General features: G+C 72.0%; 20 protein-coding genes. 9 read left to right on the top strand and 11 right to left on the bottom strand.

Translation table 11 applies throughout. The features are described from left to right. The first annotated feature begins 123 nt into the window (after positions 1-123). Positions 124-1,023, top strand: coding sequence for a GNAT family N-acetyltransferase (locus N8I87_RS03530; RefSeq protein WP_263205321.1), 900 nt, complete (start codon positions 124-126; stop codon positions 1,021-1,023). A 65-nt stretch (positions 1,024-1,088) separates the two neighbouring features. Here the strand turns inward: N8I87_RS03530 and N8I87_RS03525 are convergent, their stop codons facing one another. Genes N8I87_RS03525 through tgmA form a run of 3 tightly spaced genes read right to left on the bottom strand, consistent with a single transcriptional unit; the run spans position 1,089 to position 3,202 of the window. Beyond that, positions 1,089-1,976, bottom strand: a complete 888-nt coding sequence (locus tag N8I87_RS03525) for a Gfo/Idh/MocA family protein (RefSeq protein ID WP_263205320.1) — start codon at positions 1,974-1,976, stop codon at positions 1,089-1,091. 35 nt (positions 1,977-2,011) lie between these two features. Continuing rightward, a complete protein-coding gene (tgmB, locus tag N8I87_RS03520; protein WP_263205318.1) occupies positions 2,012-2,995 on the bottom strand; it encodes an ATP-grasp ribosomal peptide maturase in 984 nt (327 codons plus the stop codon). Positions 2,996-3,010: 15 nt separating this feature from the next. Further along, positions 3,011-3,202, bottom strand: a complete 192-nt coding sequence (gene tgmA, locus N8I87_RS03515) for a putative ATP-grasp-modified RiPP (RefSeq protein WP_263205316.1) — start codon at positions 3,200-3,202, stop codon at positions 3,011-3,013. A gap of 150 nt (positions 3,203-3,352) precedes the next feature. Here tgmA and N8I87_RS03510 point away from each other — a divergent pair, with 150 nt between their 5' ends. After that, positions 3,353-3,724 (top strand): hypothetical protein, encoded by a 372-nt coding sequence (locus N8I87_RS03510; protein ID WP_263205314.1) that lies wholly within the window; start codon positions 3,353-3,355, stop codon positions 3,722-3,724. A gap of 16 nt (positions 3,725-3,740) precedes the next feature. Then, a complete protein-coding gene (tap, locus tag N8I87_RS03505; protein ID WP_263205311.1) occupies positions 3,741-6,128 on the top strand; it encodes a telomere-associated protein Tap in 2,388 nt (795 codons plus the stop codon). Between the two features lie 25 nt (positions 6,129-6,153). Here the strand turns inward: tap and N8I87_RS03500 are convergent, their stop codons facing one another. From N8I87_RS03500 to N8I87_RS03485, 4 genes are all read right to left on the bottom strand, one after another. Next, a complete protein-coding gene (locus N8I87_RS03500; RefSeq protein ID WP_263205309.1) occupies positions 6,154-7,035 on the bottom strand; it encodes a fructosamine kinase family protein in 882 nt (293 codons plus the stop codon). A gap of 25 nt (positions 7,036-7,060) precedes the next feature. Then, the gene (locus N8I87_RS03495; protein WP_263205307.1) at positions 7,061-7,525 is read right to left on the bottom strand and encodes a hypothetical protein; all 465 of its coding nucleotides are present in this window, start codon (positions 7,523-7,525) and stop codon (positions 7,061-7,063) included. A gap of 135 nt (positions 7,526-7,660) precedes the next feature. Further along, on the bottom strand, positions 7,661-8,587 hold the full coding sequence (locus N8I87_RS03490) for an SCO6745 family protein (RefSeq protein ID WP_263205304.1): 927 nt from the start codon (positions 8,585-8,587) through the stop codon (positions 7,661-7,663). 474 nt (positions 8,588-9,061) lie between these two features. Next, positions 9,062-10,246 carry a PP2C family protein-serine/threonine phosphatase gene (locus tag N8I87_RS03485; RefSeq protein WP_263205302.1) on the bottom strand — a complete coding sequence of 395 codons (1,185 nt, stop codon included), beginning with the start codon at positions 10,244-10,246 and terminating at the stop codon, positions 9,062-9,064. 169 nt (positions 10,247-10,415) lie between these two features. On the opposite strand from N8I87_RS03485, the gene N8I87_RS03480 reads away from it, so the two are divergent. Then, positions 10,416-11,777: a hypothetical protein gene (locus N8I87_RS03480; RefSeq protein ID WP_263205300.1), complete on the top strand. Its 1,362-nt coding sequence runs from the start codon at positions 10,416-10,418 to the stop codon at positions 11,775-11,777. A gap of 12 nt (positions 11,778-11,789) precedes the next feature. Here the strand turns inward: N8I87_RS03480 and N8I87_RS03475 are convergent, their stop codons facing one another. Beyond that, positions 11,790-13,883, bottom strand: a complete 2,094-nt coding sequence (locus tag N8I87_RS03475; RefSeq protein ID WP_263205298.1) for a SpoIIE family protein phosphatase — start codon at positions 13,881-13,883, stop codon at positions 11,790-11,792. A gap of 241 nt (positions 13,884-14,124) precedes the next feature. Between N8I87_RS03475 and N8I87_RS03470 the strand changes: the two genes are divergently transcribed. The 4 genes from N8I87_RS03470 to N8I87_RS03455 all read left to right on the top strand — a co-directional run bounded on the left by N8I87_RS03470 (position 14,125) and on the right by N8I87_RS03455 (position 16,115). Then, complete coding sequence (locus N8I87_RS03470; protein ID WP_263205296.1) at positions 14,125-14,322, top strand: DUF8691 family protein; 198 nt, start codon at positions 14,125-14,127, stop codon at positions 14,320-14,322. A 50-nt stretch (positions 14,323-14,372) separates the two neighbouring features. Continuing rightward, entirely contained in the window at positions 14,373-15,014 is a 642-nt protein-coding gene (locus N8I87_RS03465; protein WP_263205293.1) for an HdeD family acid-resistance protein, read from the top strand. A 114-nt stretch (positions 15,015-15,128) separates the two neighbouring features. Further along, the gene (locus tag N8I87_RS03460; RefSeq protein ID WP_263205290.1) at positions 15,129-15,545 is read left to right on the top strand and encodes an SHOCT domain-containing protein; all 417 of its coding nucleotides are present in this window, start codon (positions 15,129-15,131) and stop codon (positions 15,543-15,545) included. Between the two features lie 156 nt (positions 15,546-15,701). Then, entirely contained in the window at positions 15,702-16,115 is a 414-nt protein-coding gene (locus tag N8I87_RS03455) for a DUF7144 family membrane protein (RefSeq protein WP_263205288.1), read from the top strand. 13 nt (positions 16,116-16,128) lie between these two features. On the opposite strand, the gene N8I87_RS03450 is transcribed toward N8I87_RS03455, so the two are convergent. Genes N8I87_RS03450 through N8I87_RS03440 form a run of 3 tightly spaced genes read right to left on the bottom strand, consistent with a single transcriptional unit; the run spans position 16,129 to position 17,884 of the window. Continuing rightward, positions 16,129-16,863, bottom strand: a complete 735-nt coding sequence (locus N8I87_RS03450) for a YqjF family protein (RefSeq protein WP_263205286.1) — start codon at positions 16,861-16,863, stop codon at positions 16,129-16,131. Between the two features lie 36 nt (positions 16,864-16,899). Continuing rightward, the gene (locus N8I87_RS03445) at positions 16,900-17,112 is read right to left on the bottom strand and encodes a tautomerase family protein (RefSeq protein WP_263205285.1); all 213 of its coding nucleotides are present in this window, start codon (positions 17,110-17,112) and stop codon (positions 16,900-16,902) included. Positions 17,113-17,167: 55 nt separating this feature from the next. Then, a complete protein-coding gene (locus N8I87_RS03440) occupies positions 17,168-17,884 on the bottom strand; it encodes an SDR family oxidoreductase (protein WP_411577191.1) in 717 nt (238 codons plus the stop codon). On the opposite strand from N8I87_RS03440, the gene N8I87_RS03435 reads away from it, so the two are divergent. Beyond that, positions 17,854-18,528, top strand: a complete 675-nt coding sequence (locus N8I87_RS03435) for a hypothetical protein (RefSeq protein ID WP_263205283.1) — start codon at positions 17,854-17,856, stop codon at positions 18,526-18,528. The two genes, N8I87_RS03440 and N8I87_RS03435, sit on opposite strands and share 31 nt — an antisense overlap. The last annotated feature ends 7 nt before the right edge of the window (positions 18,529-18,535 follow it).

The following is an 18,535-nucleotide window of genomic DNA, read 5'->3' as shown; positions in this document are numbered from 1 at the left end:
CGGACGGAAGGAGGCGAGTGCCATGAGCTCCACGACCATCCAGCGCTCCCTTCCCGTCACCCGGGTGTGCCACATCTGACCTGACCGGGAGCGCTCCACGCCCTGTGCGTCCCGGAGGAATCCATGACCCGTCCGGTCATCCGCGCGCTCGACGAGAGCACCGCCCATGTCTTCGACACCATGCCCGACCCGCTGCGCACGCGTGAGGCGTACCGGTCGGCCCGGCACCGCCCCGACTGGAAGCGCGTCGCCCTGCGCGACGGCACGGTGGTGGCGCGGGGCGCCTGGTGGGGCGGCCCCGACGACCCCGAGCCGCTCACCGTCGACTTCTTCGACGTGACCGAGGGCGAGGAGGACGCGGGGGCCGAGCTGCTGCGTACCGCGCCCTGGCGGGTCGACGGCCTGGAGCTGAACCTGCCGAGCGGCCGGCGCGCCGATCCCCTGCTGCGTGCCGCCGCCGAGACGCGCTTCACCGCCGCGCGGAAGGCGGGATACGAGCTCCTCGCGGAGCGCTTCGTGTACCGGTGGACACCGGAGTGCGGCCTCCCCGAGCGGCCCGGCCGGCTGGTCTTCGGCCCGGAGCCCGACGACATGGTGTTCTTCGACGCGCTGCGCCGCATCCACTCCGTCACTCTGGACGCCCACGCCCGCAGGGCCGTCGAGGAAGGGGGAGTGGACCGGGCCGCCCGGCAGGAGCTCGACTTCTTCCGGCGGTGCCCCTCACCGCGCCAGTGGTGGCAGGTCGCCCGCACGCCTCAGGGAGAACCGGTCGGCATCCATGTCCCCGCGCACAATCCTTCGGGGCCGTGCGTCGGTTTCATCGGCGTCCTGCCGGAACAACGCGGTCACGGCTACGCCTACGACCTCCTCGCGGAGTGCTCCCACTTCCTGGTCGAGCGGGGAGCCGAGTGCATCGCCGCCGCCACCGACCAGACCAACTTCCCGATGTCCGCGCATTTCACCAGGGCCGGGTACCCGGTCGTCCGGGAGCTCGCCACGTTCCGGTCGGCTTCGAGATCCTGATCGACGACATGGACTTCGCCTGGCTGTCGGGGAGGTTCGCCCCCGGCCCCACAAACGGACGCGGCCTAGGTGGTCCCGCCGTTGAGGCGGGCCTCGGCTGTCGCGAGTATCTCGGTGACCCGCAGGCCGAACGTCGCGTCGCAGGAGTGCGGGCGGCCCGTGCGGGCGGCCGTGAGGAGGGCGTCGGCGGCTCGGGTGAGGGCCGGGACCGCGCCTTCCGAGCTGCGCGGCAGAAGGGTCGCTCCCGCCTCGCCCCGGAGTTCGACCGCCGCCCCGGCCGCCGCGGGCGGGGAGGTGAGGCTCAGGGTCAGGGTGCTCGACGTGCCGGTGACATGGTCGAGGACGAGATGGACGGTGTCCCCGGGACCGTTGGCCGCGGCCGTCACCTCGCGGACGTCGCCGAGGACCGGCAGGAGCACGGACAGCGCGTGCGGGCCCACGTCCCACAGCGCGCCCTTCGCGTGGCGCCAGGGCGAGGCGGCGAACGGGCTGTCGCTGGTGAACACCGCGCCGAGCCATTCCGCCCGGGCGGTGAACCAGCCCGCGACGGCGGCCTGTTCGTCGATCCAGGTCTGCGGCTCCCGCTGGAACCGTGTGGTGAAGAAGACCACGGAGGCGACACCGGCCCGCTCGGCCGCCTCGACCACCGCCCGCCCGTCGGCGACCTCCAGGGCGAGCGGTTTGTCCAGCAGCAGATGACAGCGCGCCCGGGCCGCGCGCACCGCCAGGTCCGCCTGCACGGTCGGCGGCAGCGCCACGGCCACCGCGTCCACCTCGTCGAGCAGGGCGTCCACGTCGTCGTACGCACGCGTGCCGTACTGCTCGGCCAACGCCGAGGCGGCCTCGGGACGGCGGCCCCACACCCCGGCGAAGTCCAGTTCACCGTGCCCGCTCAGCGCGGGGGCGTACGCCGCCTGCGCCCACGGTCCGGTCCCGAGCAGCCCCACGCGCATGCGGTGGCCCCTTCCTGATGTCGTCGCCGGTGCCGTCAAGGGGCCGTTGTCCTGCCGCCGTTGACGTACGACCGTACCGGTTCGGTGTCCTGCGCGAGCCACTGCGCGATGGAGCGGGCGATCGGCTGACCGGTGTCCATCTCCACGAAGCCGAACTGGCCGGACTGGTTGCACTCCAGGAACCACCAGATCCCGTCGGCGTCCTCCGCGAAGTCGAAGGCCCCGTAGGCGATCTCGGCCCGCTTCATATAGGTGCGGACGGCCTCCGCGGTACGTGGGGGCACGTCCACGGGGACCCAGGGGGAGGCGGACGGGGCGAAGCGCACGTCCACGTCGTCGGGGTCGGCGTCCGGGGCCACCGGCTTACGGGCTGCGAGCAGCCGGTCGCCGACGACGGTGAGCCGTATGTCGGCGCGCTTCGTGACCCGTCGCTGCAGCAGGGTCGGCCCGAAGGCGACGGCCGAGAAGTCGGTGTCCGGCGCTACCCGGCTGGTCGGCACCGCCCGGGGCGGCTCCTGCGGATGCGCGCCGGAGACAGGCTTGACCACCAGGTCCGGGAAGCGCTCCGCGAACTCCCGGGCCGCCTGCGGAAAGGTCGTGATCAGGGTCGCGGGCACCGGCAGTCCGCTGCGCTGGGCCAGCTTCAGCTGCCAGGGCTTGTGCCGGGCCCGGCGGGCGGCGTCGGGGTGGTTCATCCAGCGGGCGTCGGTGGAGCGCAGCATGCCGTACAGCGCCTGGGAGGACTCCTCGGTCAGCCAGGCGGTCGGATGCGCGGCCCGGGCGGCCGCGACCCCCGGCCTGCGCACCCAGATGGAGCGCAGACCGTTCATGCTCACCAGCCGGCCCGCGATGGACAGGTGTCCACGGCTGACGCCCTGCACATACTCGCCCGAGAGGGCGACCCGGCTGGTGAGATCGGCGGGATCGAGTCGGACCACGGGCACACCGGCCTCGTTGAGCCGGAGGACCACCATGTCCGCCGTCACGTCCTCGTCGGAAGTCAGGATGAGCACGGTCATCGTGGGGATCCGCGGTCAGTCGTCGAAGTGCGTCTTGGAACCGGCCGTGGAGGTCGTGGTCCCCAGCGCTCTTAGCGTTGCGTGATCGGTGGCAGCGATCCGGCCATCGGGGAACACGTTCAACTGCAGTCCGGAGTCGTACGCGTACGGAGCGGTGACTTCCAACTGCACTGCGGGGCGCGCGTAGTTGAGCGTGAACGGTTGCATGGTCTCTCCCTGTTTTAAAGCTTCCATGCACTTATACGAATCGAACGCCTGGTTGGTTTCCTTACTCTGAGTAATCTCAGTCCGATTTAAGGTCCCATTAAGAAATCAACGGAACGTTGTTTCGTTGGATGGCTGAGATAGCATGCCCGCATGGCACATGACGCCCAGGACGACGAGGCCCGCCGACGGCTGTCCGCCCTGGGGGACCATCCCGTCGACGACGGTGCTCCGGCACACCGGCTCGCCCGGGACGCGGCACTGCTCGGACGACTGCTGAGGGCCGCCGACGCCCCGGTGCCGGAGGTGACGGCGGACGACGTCGGCGCGGCGCTGAGCCTCTTCGACGATCTGCGCCACCAACTGGACCGGCTGGAGAGCCAGGTGGTCATGGAGGCGCGGCGCCGCGGCATGGACTGGCGGCAGATCGCCGGATACCAGGGCCTGAACTCCTCCCAGGCCGCCTCGCAGCGCCATCAGCGGCTGACGACCCGGCTCGAAGAGATCCGCCAGGGCGTCAGGTAGAAAGACGGATGTGGAAATGACGGACCAGCCCGATGAGCTGTTCGCGGCTGTCGACTCACTGCTCGCCGCCGTCGACGGCGGCACCGTGCTTCCCGCTCCCGCGGAGCGGGTGCGGCTGCGCGAGACGGCCGGGCTGACACAGGCCGCCGTGGCCCAGGCGCTCGGGGTACGGGTGCCGAGCGTCCAGGCCTGGGAGGCGGGCCGCGCCGAACCCAGGGGCGAACGCCTACAGGCCTACCGCAGACTCCTCGACGGCCTGGCCCACCGCTATCCGGCCGCGCCGCCCCCTGCCTCGGCGACAGGCACGGATCCCGGACTCCCGCACACGCACGGAACGCAGTCACGCGACGCGGACGACGCCGGAGAGGTGGCCGTCGGGCATCAGGCGCCCGGGGGCGCTGAGCAGCCGTCCGCCGGGCGGAGCGCGGCCGGTGGCGCGAGCGCAGGGCAGCGGCCCGCCGGGGACGATGCCGAAGCGGGCCCGTCCGGCGGCGAGTCGGCCGACGGGCAGTCGACCGGCGGGCAGTCGGCCGACGGTGAGCCGGTCCGTGGGCGGTTGGCTGACGGGCAGTCGGCCGGCGCGCGCCCGGCGTCGGGAGCGGCTGGGCGCGGACCGGCTTCGGTATCGCGTCGTCCGGCCGCGAGGAAGGGGGCGGCCGAAGTCCCCAGGAATGCCCCTCGGAGTGTCTCCCGGAACGCCCCCAGGTCCGCCCCCGCCGACGCCGCCGACCCCCGCTTCGTGCACGGCCCCCTTGCCGTGGTCGACGTGGCCGAAGGTGAGGTCAACGCGTACTGCGTCGGCGGGCTGGTCCTGGACGTGCCCGCGAAGTCGCTCCCGGCGCTGGTGGAGTGGACGCTGGCCGAGGCGATGCTCGGGCAGCCGCGGCTGCATCGCTCGGGCAAGGACGCGGACCCCCTCGTCGTACTGACCGCGGCGGCCTGCGAGCGCTACGGGCTGCCCGCCGAACTGAGCGACGAGGAGCGCCTGGCGGGCCGTATCCCGGAGTCCCACAAGGTGGTACGGCAGCTGAAGAAGGCCGACTGGCAGCTCACCAAGCGCGGATTCGGACCCTGGGCCCGTATCTACCGGCCCGCACAGGGCGGCCGGCGCAACTGCGTCCAGCTCTGCCTCCCCTCCTGGCACGCCCTGGACGCCCGGCACTGGGGCGACGCCGCCGAACTGCCGCCCGTCGAACTCGCCCGTGTTCTCGGCACGTACGCCGCCCGGGTCCTCACCCCGCGCGGCTCCACCGCCGTCACCGGCCTGGAGCTGATGACCGCGCTGCACCCACCCACCCGCGCGGTGAAGGACGACCACGACCAGTGGGTGTCCGCCCCGAACCCGGGCGCGCTGACCCAGGTGGTGGACTGCGCCCCGTGCGAGGCCCCCGACGGCCATCCGCTCCTCGACCGTCTGCCGCGCTTCCACCAGCGCACCCCGGCCGAGATGCTGCGCGAGGAGGCCTACGACTGGGCCCGGCCGCTGACCGACGAGGAGTGCATGCGGCCGTACCTCGTCGGGATCGACGTCAACATGGCCTTCGCGGCGGCCGCCAACCGTACCGTCGTCGGCCTCGGCGCGCCGGTCCACGCGCACAACCCCGCCTTCGACCCGTCGCTGCCCGGCTCCTGGCTGGTCGACCTCTCCCACATCCGGCTCGACCCGCGCCTGCCCAGCCCGTTCACCCCGGACGGCGACGCGCCGCTCGGCCCGGCCTGGTACGCGACGCCGACGGTGGCGTACGCGCGGGAACTCGGCTACGAGGTCGACCCGTTGGAGGCGTACGTACGTCCCGAGCACGGCCCGTACCTGGACGCCTGGTACACCCGTCTGCGGGACGCGTACGTCGCGACCATGGCCGACCTCGGCGTGACCACCGGCATGACGCCCGAGGAGTTCCTGGCCGCGATGGACGGCCACAAGGACCGGGATCCGCAGCTGGCCCTGGTGCTGGCGGCGATCAAGGCCACGGTCAAGGGCGGCATCGGCAAGCTGCGTGAGCGGGCCCGCACCGGATGGCGTCCGGGGGAGCGCTGGCCGGCGCTGGAACGGCCCACGTGGCGCCCGGACATCCGTGCCGCCGTCATCTCCAAGGCCCGGATCAACATGCACCGCAAGATGCTCACCACCGCCCGGACGACCGGGCAGTACCCGGTGGCGGTGCTGTCCGACTGCGCGGTGTACGCCTCCGACGGGCCCGGACCGCTCGACTTCCTGCCCTACAAGGACGGCAGGCCCGTGCCCGGTGGCTTCCGGATCGGGGTGAGCCCGGGCATGGTCAAGCATGAAGGCACCCAGAGCGTGCTGTGGGCGGAGGGGCTGCGCGAGGAGCACGGCGACCACCTCAATCTGGCCCGCTACATCAAGTCCGGCCGGATCCAGCTCCCGGACGCGGGGGAGTAGTGGGCCGGCGGTCCCCTCGGTCCGGTCAGGCCGCGGCGGCCCGTCGGGCGACGGCGAGGGCCTGTTCCGCGTATCCCCGGCCGAACAGCACCGCGTGCACCAGTAGCGGGAACAGCTGGTGCACGCCGATGCGCTCCTCCCAGCCCCCGGCCAGGGGTGCGGCCTGCCGGTAGCCCTCCAGGACGCGGTCCAGGTGGGGGCAGCCGAAGAGGTGGAGCATCGCCAGGTCGGTCTCGCGGTGTCCGCCGTGCGCGGCCGGGTCGATGAGCCAGACATGACCGTCGGCTCCCCACAGCACATTGCCGTTCCACAGGTCGCCGTGCAGCCGGGCGGGCGGCTCGGCGGGTCCGGCGAGCTCCGGCAACCGCTCGCAGACGCGCTCGACGACGGTGGCCTCACCCGGGCGGATCGTGCCCTTGTCGACGGCGTCGCGCAGATACGGCAGCACGCGGTGGTCGGCGTACCAGCGCGGCCAGTCGGTGCCGGGGACGTTGCGCATGGGGGCGAGGCCGATGTACGCCGCCACGGGGCCGTCGGGCGGCGGGGCCCCGAACGCCGGTGCCCCGGCGGTGTGCAGGGCGGCCAGCTCATGGCCGAAACGCAGCGCCGCCTCGGCGCCGGGCCGTGTGTCCGGGACGCGGTCGATCACCATCCACCGCTCGTCGTGACCGAGCACCTGCGCCACGCGGACCGCCCCGGCGGCGGCCAGCCAGCGCAGCCCGGCCACCTCGGCCCGTACGGCGCCCGGGCCGTGATCGCCGCGCTTGGCGATCACGGCCCGGCCGTCATCGAGCATCACCTCGGCAAGGTTCGCCGACAACGCCCGCACACTGGTGACCGGACGACCGGTGAGCCGGGACACCGCGGTGCCCGACCCCTCGCCCGTTGTTCCGTCGCGCTCGACCACGGCCACCAGCGTACGGTCCGGGGGGTCAGCTGCCCCAGGTCCCCTGGTTCGGGGCGCAGTTCCAGCCCGTGCCCTTCAGGGTGAACTTCACCTTGTAGGAGTGGGTGTTGAGCAGGTGCGTCGGCACCTTGATGCCGAGGCTGGCCTTCTTCTTCAGCGTCACGGTGTACACCGACACGACCTTGGTCGTGTTCTTGGTGATCTTGCCGCCCGTGGGCTTGGCCTTGCCGAAGCGGATGTTCTTCACGTCGGTGACCGTGAAGGTGACCTTCGAGAAGCTCTTGGTCGTGCTCTTGTTCTTGAGCCCGAAGTACAGGCCGCCGTTGGTGACCCAGCCGTGCGAGTCGACGTAGAAGCGGCTCGGGTAGACGAGGTCGATCGGGCAGCCGGAACTCGTCGCCGAGGGCTGCGCGGACGCGGCTCCCGCGAGGCCGAGCTGAGCGGCGGTGACGATTCCGGCCGTGGCCAGGATCGTGGCGGACGTGCGCATGCGATTCACTGTGGTGTTTCCTCCCCCTGTGGCCCGGATGGGCCCGGACGGAACAATCTCATCTCCGGCATTCCGAAGACGACTGAATTACACGGCACTTCGACGGTTACTACGACTGTTTTTCGCCAAACCCTGTCAGTGACCCCCTGTGTCGACCCGGTGCGGCCGGCGTACGCCGACCGGGTTGCCGGAGGGCAGCACCCCGGAGTCCCAGACGGTCCGGGCCAGCGGTTCGAGGAGGGCGGCGAGGCGCTCGGTGCGGTCCGCGCCCAGAGCGGCCCACGGTCGCTCGGCGACGGCGTCGGTCTGTGCCTCGACGGCCGCGCGCCCGGCCGCGCCGGCCGGGGTCAGGGCCCCGTCCTCCCCGAGCCACCCGCGTGCGCGCAGCGCACTCTCGGCGGCCTGCCATGCCGAGGCCTCCCACTTGCGGGTGTCCCGCAGTATCTCCCGGTCCCCTTCACGGGCGGCCGCCTTCAGCACCATCGCCTCGACCGGTCCGAGCCCCTGACCGACCAGAACCGCGAAGTGCCCGTCGCCCCGGTGTTCCCGGAGCGTGGTCAGGGCCTGCCAGAGCCGTACATGCGATGGCTCGGGACGGTCCAGGGCCTGGTTGGCGGCGGCGAGCACGCGGCCCGCCGTGTCCGCGGCGGCGGCCGCCTCCCAGGCCAGATCGGCGGCCTCGGCCATCTCCGGCGAGCCCACGACGTCCGCGCCGAACAGCCGGGTCATCGCGACGTCCATCGCCCACTGCCGTGCCGCGAGGGCGTCGGCCGGGCCGGCGTATGCCCATGCGTCGGGCAGCGCCCGCGCCACGCGGTCGGGATGGAAGACATAGAAGGATCCGGTCACGACGGAGGCGGGCACCGCACCCAGCGGCGCCGCGCGCAGCGCGAAGTACCCCATCCAGAAGCCGCGCATCCCGAGCCCGTCCGCGGCCTCACGCGCCTCCGGAGCGAAGTAGACGAGGTCGTGCACCGGCTCGTACCGCTCCCACATCGCCCGCGACATCCCGTCGCCCATGGCTTCCTCCCCGTTCTTCGGCCCGTACTGTTCGGTCCGCACGATCATGACTTGTGCCCGGAACAGGGTGCGTCATGACCGCGGCCGCAACAAGTCCCGGCCCGGATGCCCGCGTTCGGCCTCCCTCACTGCGGTCTCCCGGGTGTCATTGACATCAGGAGTCAGTCCTCTACCGTAGAGCTCTGGTCGGTATGTCGCACAGCATTCGGTATTTCGAACAATAGTCAGTGGGGCGGGGACCGGGACTCCCCGCCCCACGTCATCGACATGCGGAGGACTTCGTGATCCCACCTCTTGGCAGACGGACCTTCCTCACCGCCGCCGGTACGGCCGCGGCCCTGAGTCTGACGGGCGGCCCCGTGGCCCAGGCGGCACCACACCCCGCCGCCGCGCGCCCGGTGAACGCCCCACGGGTGCGGCCCTTCCCTCTCGGCGCGGCCTCCCTGCCGACCGGGCCGTTCAAGGACAACCAGAGCCGCAACACCGCCTGTCTGCGCATGGGCGGGTGGGGTGGCCTCAGCCGGAATCCGGACGCGCGCCGGAGCCGTGGCCGAACGCGTCGGCATGGATCCGTCGGCCGTGATGCCGGTGGTGGACGGCCGCGGTGCGGTGGAGGGCGATGAGGGCCGCGTCGTCGTCGAGGCGTCCGCCGCAGTGGCTCAGCAGGTCGCGCCGGATGTGGTGCATGAGGGCCTCCGGGCTGGCCTCGGTCCACTGTGCGACGCGCTCCGCGAGCGGGTAGAAGCGGCCGTCCGCGTCGCGGGCCTCGATGACGCCGTCGGTGTACAGCAGCAGGGTGTCGCCGGGCTCGAAGGAGAACACGTCCAGCGTGTAGTCCCCGGGCTTCGACGTGTGGACCCCCAACGGGGGTGCCGGATGCAGGCTCGGGACGGAGACCGCGTGACCGGGGCTGAGCAGTAGCGGCGGAGGGTGTCCGCAACTGGTCATCCGGGTGACCGCGTCGTCCTCGGGGATCTCCACCAGCAGGGCGGTGGCGAATCGCTCGCCGGCCTCCTCGGGCGGTTCGAAGTCGGCCGTGTAGCGGGTCACGCTCTGCTCCAGCGTGACGGCGAGGTCCGGCAGGGTCATGTGCCGGTGGGCGCCCTCGCGGAAGGCACCGAGCAGCAGCGCGGCCTCACCGATGGCGGACAGACCCTTGCCGCGCACATCCCCGATCAGCACGCGGACGGTGTTGTCGACCCGGGTGGTCGCATACAGGTCCCCGCCGATCTGGGCCTCGTCCTCGGCGGCCAGGTACAGCGAGGCGATCCGCAGATGGCCGATCTGTTCCGGCAGCGGCCACATCAGCACGTGCTGGGCGGCCTCGGCCACCGACCGGACCTGGGCCAGCTGGGCACGGTGCCGGTCGCGGATCGCGCAGTAGAGCACGATGAGCGCCGAGAGTACGGCCAGGGTGATGATCTGCACGATGTGGTTCGTGCTGGCCAGCCCGCCGTGGAAGACGGCGATGAGGGTCTGGGCCGCGACCGCGAGCGCCCCCACCAGCGCGGTCGCCCAGGGCCCGGCGAAGGACGGGGTCAGTGCCGGTGCGATGACCAGTGTGGGTCCCAGATGGACGTCCTCGGGTGAGCGGATGTCCACCACGGTGATGACCACGATGAGCGCGATCGGAAGCAGCAGCAGCGCGTGACTCGATTGCCAGGACTGCCGCAGACCCGTCAGGCTCTGCCGCGCACCCACCACTCCAGCGTGCCCCACGCCCGGTGGACTGGCCATCTCATGGCCGCCGCCCGCCTGCCGCCAAGGACCTGGTCGCCTGCTTCCTCGCCCGGATGGACGCCGTCGGCGTGCTCCGGTGCCCGCACGCTGACGGAATGGGGTGGACAGCTACGCACCGGCCGGAGGCCCCATGAGCGATGCGCACGACCCCGGCTCGTCTCCCGGTCAAGGCCCGGAAGGCACCCCGCCGGCCCCGGGCGGTGCGGGGCCGGCCCAGGGATCCGCGGCCGGCCGGGTGGCCCGCAAGGTCGCCTCGGCCGTGCTCATCGTGCTCACCTGCATCCTGGTCCCCGTCGCCCTGCTGACGACCTGGGTGCACGACATCGTGCTCGACAACGACCGGTACGTCTCCACCGTCGCCCCCCTCGCCTCCGAACCGGCCGTCCAGGACGCGGCGGTGCAGCGGATCACCGAGGCCGTGGCCGTGCATGTGAACGGGCAGCAGGTCGCCGCGGACGTCGCCACCTGGCTGGAGTCCCAGGGACTGCCGCCCCGCGCCGCCGACGCCCTGAAGGGCCTGGGGCCGCAGCTGAACTCCGCGGTCGACCAGGCCGTGTCCAAGGTGGCCACCCGGGTGGTGCAGAGCGACGTCTTCGCCAAGGTGTGGACGGACGCCAACAGGGCCGCCCACAACGCCGTCGTGCACGCGCTCACCGGCAAGGGGCGCGGCTCGGTCGGCGTCTCCGGCGGCACCGTCACCCTCGACGTGGGCGAGGCCGTCGAACAGGTCAAGAAGCAGCTGGTCGACGCGGGACTCTCCCCGGCGAAGTACATCCCCGCGGTCAACGAGCAGCTGGTGCTCTTCCACTCCGACGAGCTCGCCAAGGCCCGCAAGGCAGCCCGGCTGCTGGACGCGCTCGGCAACTGGCTTCCCGTCATCGTCGTACTCATCGGCGTCGGCGGAGTGCTGCTGGCCCGCGGGCGACGGCGGGCCCTGGCCCGCACCGCACTGGGAGCGGCCTTCGCCTGTCTGGTCGTGGCCATCGCGCTGGTCGTCGCCCGCGACTACTACCTGGACCACCTCCCGCCCGAGGTGCAGTCGAAGGCGGCGGCCTCCGCGGTCTTCGACACGCTCGTGCGCTTTCTGCGCGTCAGCCTGCGCACGGCGATCGTCCTGGGCGTCGTCATCGCGCTCGGCACCTACCTCATCGGCCCGGGACGGCTGCCCGTCCTCGTCCGCAGCAGGTCCGAGAGCACCGCTGACGCCACGGCCCGGTGGGCGGCCGACCGCAACATCCGTACGGGCCGGGCGGGGGAGTGGGCGCAGTCGTACCGCCGGGCGATCACACTCGCCGCGCTGCTGATCGTGGCGCTGGTCTTCGCCCTGTGGAACCATCCGACGGTTCTGACGGTCCTGCTCCTGGTGCTCGTGCTGCTCGCCGTGCTGGCGCTGCTGGCCCTGCTGGCCGCGAGCGGCCGGGTGGAGGCCGAGGGGCAGCCGGCGGCACCGGGCCCACCGGGACAAGGTCCACCAGGCCGGGAAAGAACCTGATCAAAAGCCCGATCAGCGGGGATCCTTGCGCGGCGCGAAGGACTGTTCCGTCCAGATCGTCTTGCCGTCGTCCGCGTACCGCGTGCCCCACGCGTGGGCCAGCTGCGAGGCGATGAACAGACCCCGTCCGCCCTCGTCGACCGTGCGGGCGTGCCGCAGATGCGGCGCCGCGGCACCGCCGTCGCGGACCTCGCACGTCAGGCTGCGGTCATGGATCAGCCGCAGCTCCAGGGGCGGATCCCCGTACCGGATGGCGTTCGTGACCAGTTCGCTGACGATGAGCTCGGTGTTGAAGGCGGTCTCGTCGTCCACCCTCCAGGCGGTGAGCTGCGCGCGGACGCGGCGCCTGGCCTCGGCCACCGCGGCGGGATCGGCGTCCAGGTACCAGGAGGCGACACGGTCGGCGGGCAGGGCGCGGACCCGCGCGACGATCACCGCGGCATCACCGGCCCCGAGGCCCGACGGGAGCGCGTACACGACCGCGTCGCACAGCTCCTGCAGCGGGCGGTCGAGGTACTCGGGCGACGAGCGCAGGGGTCCCGGGGAGTCCGCGAGGTACGAGGTCAGCAGGGGGTCACTGGCGAAGACCAGGATGCTTCCCTCCGGTGCCTCGAACTCGACGGACGTGAACGGCGCGTCCGCGTCCGTGCCCAGCCGGGGTCCGGACGGCGGGTCCGGGATGCCGACGGTGCCGTCGGGCCGTACCAGGAGCGGAGCCAGCCGGCCCGCTCCCGCGATCTCAAAGGTGCCGGTCAGGGGATTGTGGATCGCGTACACACAGTCCGCGGCGAGGGTCTCGCGGCGCAGCGGATCGCCCAACGGCAGATTCGCGCGCTCCGCGGCCAGCTGGGTCGTCGTGTCGTGCAGCCGGGCCAGGAGCTCGTCGGGGGCGATGTCGAACGCGGACAGCGAGCGGATGACCGTGCGCAACTGGCCCATGGTCGCGGCCGCGTTGAGGCCGTGCCCGGACACGCTTCCCACCACGAGCGCGGTCCGGGCACCGGACAGGGCGATGGTGTCGTACCAGGCCCCGGGATCGGCACCGGTGACGGACAGATAGGCGGTCTCCAGGGACGTGTGGCTCTCCGGTGTACGGGGCAGCAACTGACGCTGGATCGTCGCCGCGACGGTGTGCTCCCGGACGAAGCGCCGGGCGTTGTCGACGCACAGGGCCGTGTGGGCGGCCAGCTCGACCGCGAGTCGTCTGTCGCCCTCGTCGAAGGGGGGTGTCTGCCCCGCGCGGTAGAGGCTCACCAGGCCCACGACCGTGTCGCGCAGCGTGAGCGGCACCACCAGCAGGGTATGGGCCCGCGACGCGTGGACGGCCTCGGCGCGCGCGGGGTCGACGTCGAACCACGGGGCGTCGGGCTCCAGGGAGACCACCCGCGGGCGCAGGTCGGCCAGCGCCTGGGAGAAGGGGGTGGGGGCCGGCAGCCGGCGTACGTCACCCACCGGGTGCGCCTTCGGCGGGTGCGCACTCGTGGCGCGGAACGCGGTGCGCATCAGCGGCGTGCCCCGGGGCAGCGGGGCGAGCGGCGGATCGTCGCCGCGGATGACGGCGTCCACCACTTCGACGACGGCGGCGTCGGCGAACGCAGGCACCAGGGCTCCGACGAGTTCCTCACCGGTCACCGCCGCGTCCAGCGTGCGCCCCACCGACCGGCGCACCGCGTCGAGGACCTCGGAGCGGGCCCGGTTCCGCTCGCGTTCGGTGACGTCGACCGCGGTGACGGCCAGGCCGAGCACCGCGCCGGACGTGCTCTCCAGCCGCAGTATGGTGATCTCGAAGTGGCCCACCCGCGGCGAAGTCCCCTTGAAGCGCGCCCGTACGACACGGTCCCGCATCGGGATCCCGGTGTCCAGGACGCCGAGCGCGGCGGCCTCGAGTTCCTCCTGGTCGTCGACGATGTCGTACACCTCGTGGAGCGGGCGCCCGGCCACCTGGTCCATGGGGACGTCCCGCATGACCGGTGTGGCGGTGTTGACGCGTACGACGTGCAGCTCCGTGTCCAGCAGATGGAGCCCGACCGGTGACTGCGTGAACAGCGCCTCCACCATCGAGGCAGCCCTCTCGTCCACCTCCCGGCCGCGACGGCTGAACGCCACAGGAACCACCTCCGGGGCTCTCGCGCATCTCCCAGCGTGCCCCGTGCCGGAAGCCGCCGCATGCGGGGCCGGAAGGCGCTGGTCGGGCGCCGTGCGCGGCCCGGTGCGCCGCCCTGCCGCGGTACCCCGCGGCCCGTCGTTTCACCTCTGCCGGGTGAGGCCGGGCGGCGCGTCACGGCGGAGGATCGCCAGGAAGCCAGAGTTCGCCTGCGCCACACTCCACCCGCGGGGAGAGCAGCTCATGCGGTACGAGATCCGCATCGACGGACACCTGTCCAAGACGCTCGTCGAAGCCTTTCCCGAGCTCGACCATGTCGTCGTGTCGGATCAGACGCTGCTGTTCGGCCCGGTCGTGGACGAGGCGCACCTCTACGGGCTGCTGGCCAGATGCCAGTCGCTGGGGCTGCACGTCCTGGAGATGCGCCAGCTGCCGGAGTGAGCGGACGGGGCCCGTACCCGGTCCGCGCCGATCAGGAGTGAGGAGGAGCCATGACCGCACCGTCGCATTCGGGTCCTGGTCCCGGACCGGAACAGGACCCCTACGGCACGGCCTTCGGGTCGCAGGGGGATCCCCTGGAGGTGATGGCCGCCCTGGGCGCCTCCTGGGGCTGGGCGCTGGCCTCGGCGCTCGTCACCCTGATTCCGGGCATCGTGATCCTGGTGTGGCCGCATGGGACGCTGCATGTCGTGGCGGTCGTCATCGGCCTGTATCTGCTGGTGAGCGGTGTGCTCAGATTCGTCGCGGCATTCGCCCGGGAGGCTCAGGGCGAGCGGTTCGCACGGGTCCTGCTCGCGACGCTGTTCGTCGTGGCCGGTGTGCTGTGTCTGCGTCACCCCCTGCAGACCATCGCCGCGCTGTCCCTGATCGTCGGTGTCGCCTGGCTCGTGTCCGGCATGCTCACCCTCTACACCGCCGTCGCCGTCAGGGACCTGCCGCACCGGGGCGTCCTCGCGGGCGTGGGTGCGCTGGGTGTCGTCGCGGGGATCGTGGTCCTCGCGCTGCCGACCGAGTCCGCGGTCGTCCTGACCCGGCTGCTGGGGCTGTGGCTGGTCCTGCTCGGACTGGCGGATCTGGTGATGGCGTTCGCCCTGCGGGCCGCCATCCGCAGGGCGGAGAAGGACACGGTGTGAGCCCCGGACCGCCGATCACCCTCCTCGGGTGAGGCGCACGGCCGGCGCGGCGGACACGCTGAGGTGGGCACGGACCGCCACCAGGGGGTCCACCCCGAACGGAGGAGGAGACAAGTGGCTGTACACACGTACCTCGCCTACGACTATCCGCTCCTGAGCGCGTTCTGGACGATGCTCTGGTTCTTCGTGTGGGTCATGTGGTTCATCCTGCTCTTCAAGGTCATCCTCGACATCTTCCGCGACGACTCGCTCGGCGGCTGGGGCAAGGCGGGCTGGCTGGCCTTCGTCATCGTCCTCCCCTTCCTCGGCGTCTTCGTCTACGTCATCGCGCGGGGCAGGAGCATGAGCAGCCGCGAACTCGCTTCCGCGCGTGCGCAGAAGGAGCAGTTCGACACCTACATCCGGCAGACCGCCGGCGGCACCTCCGAGCCGAGCAGCGTCGACCAGCTCGCCAAGCTGTCCGAGATCCGCGCGAGGGGCGACATCACGGAGGAGGAGTTCCAGCGGGCGAAGGCGAAGGTCCTGAGCTGACCGCCGCACGCCGTACACCGACCACCGCCGTACACCGACCACCGCCGTACACCGACCACCGCCGTACGACGACCGGCGTCGGACGACGATCACAGCCGTACGACGGTCACAGCCCGACGACGATCACAGCCGGACCAGACGAAACGAGGCGGAGCGATGACCACCACCCCCCGCACGCAGACCGGAACGAAGCAGGCATGGGCCGCGGGTCTGATGATGTTCGCCGCCGTCATGCTGATGATCACCGGAGTGCTCGGCATCTGCCGCGGCATCATGGCGATCCTCAAGGACGACGTCTTCCTCGTCACGCCCAGCTATGTCTTCCGGTACGACATGACCGGCTGGGGCTGGATCCATCTCTTCCTCGGCGCGATCGCCGTCGTGATCGGCCTCGGGCTGTTCCAGGCGACCTTCTGGGCACGGATGGGTGGCATCGCCATCGCCGCGCTGATCGTCATCGCGAACTTCCTGTCCCTGCCGTACTACCCCGTCTGGTCGATCCTGATGATCGCCATCTCGGGGTTCATCATCTGGGCCCTGTGCGTGGCGAAGACCGAGGAGCCCGCCTGAACGCCGAGTGCGCCTACGCAAGCAGGGTGGGGGTCCCGAACCGGACGGTGACCCCGGGGGAGTGGAGCACACTGACCGGAGGGTCTGTCAGGGGCGGCAGCCCGGCGGCCGTGACCAGGTCGTCGTCGAGGTCGAGCAGCCGGGCCCGGTGCAGTGGCCACGGTGCGTGCTCGTTGGGCAGGTGCAGCGTGCGGCCGTGCCATGACACATGCAGACCCCACCGTGCGGTCAGGAACCGTTCCAGCGGCGTGGGTTCGGCGATCGGTTCGCCGACCCGCACGACGGCCCGGCTCGCCCCGCCCCGGCCTCCCGCGCGCCCGCGGCGGCAGCTGTAGGTGATCACGTCTCCCTTGCGGCGCAGGCGCATGGTGGACCACACGTACGGCAGCCGGACGCCGAGCCGGCCCACCAGCACCGGTATGAGCCGGGCCGCGTCCAGCGACCGGAAGACGACACCGCGCCGGCCGTGCTCGTCCACCGAGTACAGGCGTACGTTCGTCTCGCAGAACGTGCCCAGGTACGGCAGGCCCGGCCCCGGTCCCAGGCCCACGCCGCGCATCAGGAAGGGGACCAGGCCGACGTAGGTGACCCCGTCCAGAGTGTCGGGACGGGTGCCCGGCGGCAGCAGACCCGCCACCCGCTCCGGCTCCACCGCCCAGTGCAGGAAGGCCAGTTCGTGCCAGCCCTGGACGAGCGTCGGCCGCCGCACCGGCCGCGGAGTGGACAGGGTGATCGGCTCGGTCTCCATGACGAAGCGTTCTAGCACGAAGACCGAGCCGGTCCGTCAGTGGTCCGGCGACTGGAGCATGGCCAGGGTCAGCACATGGCCTCCGATGCCCCAGCCTCCGTCGGTCACCTCCTCCACCAGGACCAGGGTGGTGGCGCGGGCACGCTCACCGTAGATCTCGACGCAGAGCTCGGTGGCGCGGGTGACGATCAGCTCCTTCTGCTTGTCGTCGAGGCTTCCCGCGGGGACCTTGAAGTTCGCGAACGGCATGGTGGGGTCTCTCCTTGTGTGGTGATGCTGTCGGTCGGGTTGGTGCCGTCGTCGGTCAGACGATGCCGCCGTTGGCGCGTACGACCTGGCCGTTGACCCAGTGGCCGGCCGGCGACGCGAGGAAGGCCACCCCCTCGGCGATGTCCGAGGGGGTGCCGAGCCGTTCCAGCGGGGGCTGGGCGGCCAGCCGGGCGACGGTCTCCTCGTCCTTGCCCTCCAGGAAGAGGTCGGTGGCGGTGGGACCGGGGGCGACGGCGTTGACGGTGACGTCCCGGCCGCGCAGCTCCCGCGCGAGGACCATGGTCAGCGCCTCGACCGCGCCCTTGCTCGCGCCGTACGGGCCGTACCCGGGGAAGGCCAGGCCCACCACGGAGGTGGAGAAGGTGATGAACGCCCCGCCGGCGCGCAGCGTACGGGCGGCCTGCTGGGCGACCACGAACGTGCCGCGGATGTTGGTGCGGTGCATCGCGTCGAGCTCGGCCGGATCCAGCTCGGCGACCGGGGCCAGATACATCCGGCCGGCCGCGTGGACGACCACGTCGACCCCGCCGAACTCGGACCCGGCGGTGGCGAACAGCGCGGCCACCCGCTCCTCGTCGGGGCGGCCCCCGGCCTCGGCTCCCCACACTTGACGGTCCGCGCGCTCTGCCGTTCGGGCGTCTCCCGGTGGCGAGGCTCTCGGAGAGGAGGCTTGCTGGTGGCGGGGACCGCCGGAACCTCCGGAGAGGAAGCGAGCCGCGCATGCAGGACATCGGGCCGGGAGAGCAGGCACTGCAGACCCCGCGGGCGGCCGGGCTCGCGGGGATCGTCTTCGCGCTGCTGCTCGCGGCCGCCATCGTCCTGATCCGGCTCGCCATTCCCCAAGGCGCCGACGCGGTCACCGCCCGGGCGTTCACCGACTCGGCCCGACGCGGTGCGGTGCGCGCGGCCCTGGATCTCGTGCCGTTCGCCGGCATCTTCTTCCTGTGGTTCGTCGGCGCCGTACGGGCCCATGTCGGCAACGCCGAGGACAAGTTCCTCGCCACCGTCTTCCTCGGCAGCGGCCTGGTCTTCACCGCCACCATGTTCGGCGCGGCCGCGGCGGCCTGGGCCGTTATCGCCACCCAGCAGCCCTCCGGCAGCGCCCCCGGGCTGTCCACCTGGAACTTCGGCCGCCACTTCGCGTACACGCTGATGACCGGGTACGCGATGCGGATGGCCGCCGTCTTCGCGGGCTCCCTGTCGGTGCTCGGGCACCGCCTCGGAGTCCTGCCCAGGTGGCTCACCGTGCTGGGCTTCCTCACCTCACTGACGCTGCTCTTCGTCGTACCGAACATCCCGTGGTCCGAGCTGGTGTTCCCGGCATGGTCGTTGCTGCTGAGCGCCTACATCCTCGTGGTGAACGACCGTCGGCGGCAGGCCGTCACCGTCGGCTGAGGACGGC

The sequence above is a fragment of the Streptomyces sp. HUAS 15-9 genome (assembly GCF_025642155.1).
Lineage (GTDB): Bacteria > Actinomycetota > Actinomycetes > Streptomycetales > Streptomycetaceae > Streptomyces.
The sequence above is the reverse complement of the archived record's forward strand: the minus strand, read 5'-3'. Positions and strand labels throughout refer to the sequence as shown.